Origin of the sequence: Brachyspira catarrhinii, assembly GCF_005518285.1 — a bacterium.
In the GTDB taxonomy this organism is placed as follows: domain Bacteria; phylum Spirochaetota; class Brachyspiria; order Brachyspirales; family Brachyspiraceae; genus Brachyspira; species Brachyspira catarrhinii.
Map to the genome: position 1 here is coordinate 1 of NZ_SJDU01000713.1, position 610 is coordinate 610.

A 610-nucleotide genomic window follows, 5' to 3' on the forward strand; every position below is an offset into this window, starting at 1 on the left:
ATTTGAAACAAATCTAATCTTTTTTTAAAAATGAATTTAATGTAATATTGGCATTTTTCTGCCATTTATTAGAATAATAATATGATAAATGAAAAATCATATTAAATAAATTACTTATTGTCATAGAAATCCATATTCCACATAATCCTATTTTAGGAGATAGAATATATGCAAGAGGAATTCTTACCATAAAATTCTTATAGATGATATTAGCTGCATAATAGTAAAAGGAAGCCATATTTTAATTATTAGTTTTGTTATATTAAAATCAACAGTATTTTTTATTTTTAGGTAAATCATACTTACAATCATAGATATAATCTGAGCAAATACTGTGGCATAAGCAGTACCTTCTACTCCCATATCTGGAATTATTCCTATCCCTTTTATCATAAAAGGGGCTAATATCAAATTTATTGCAGAAGATATTATTAAAAATATTAGAGGTCTTACAGTATCTCCTATCGCTATAAGCGAAGCCGAAATAAAAGTATAATAAAATACGAAAGGAAAACCTATCATACTTATTCTAAAATAATTAACAATTCATTATACTTTCCGAAGCATTCAAAAATTTTATCATATTAGGAGCAAATATATAGCCAAATAT

The 610-nt window shown here is 24.4% G+C and carries 1 protein-coding gene; it reads right to left on the reverse strand.

What is annotated here, in order from left to right; genetic code table 11:
* Window positions 1-183: 183 nt before the first annotated feature.
* Window positions 184-522, reverse strand: a complete 339-nt coding sequence (locus EZH24_RS15540) for an MATE family efflux transporter (RefSeq protein ID WP_473807492.1) — start codon at window positions 520-522, stop codon at window positions 184-186.
* Window positions 523-610: the final 88 nt, after the last annotated feature.